Source organism: Mesorhizobium sp. M1A.T.Ca.IN.004.03.1.1 (assembly GCF_003997555.1).
Lineage (GTDB): Bacteria > Pseudomonadota > Alphaproteobacteria > Rhizobiales > Rhizobiaceae > Mesorhizobium.
The window spans coordinates 1-247 of record NZ_RZTV01000840.1 but is presented as its reverse complement, the minus strand read 5'-3'; the positions used below and the strand labels follow the sequence as shown (position 1 = coordinate 247).

Sequence of the window (247 nt, the reverse complement as noted above, 5' to 3'; positions counted from 1 at the left end):
AGGCGCTGCAGAACCCGGCTCGTGAATCCGTCGCCTTTGCGGCGGAGCGTCTCGGCGCCATCAACCGCTTCTACACGGTCTATCTCGATCTCGTCATGACCGATCTCTCGGGCAAGGTGATCGCATCCGCCAATCCCAAGTTCCAGCGCAAGATCGCAGGCACGAGCCTGGCCGGCGATCCATGGTTCCGCGCGGCATCGGCCTGCTCCTCCGGCGACGCTTATATCGTCGACGATGTCAAAGCGAG

At 62.8% G+C, this 247-nt stretch carries 1 pseudogene; it reads left to right on the top strand.

Going from position 1 to position 247, the window contains the following annotated elements:
- A pseudogene (locus EOD29_RS34035) lies at positions 1-247 on the top strand (chemotaxis protein); the annotation flags it as partial.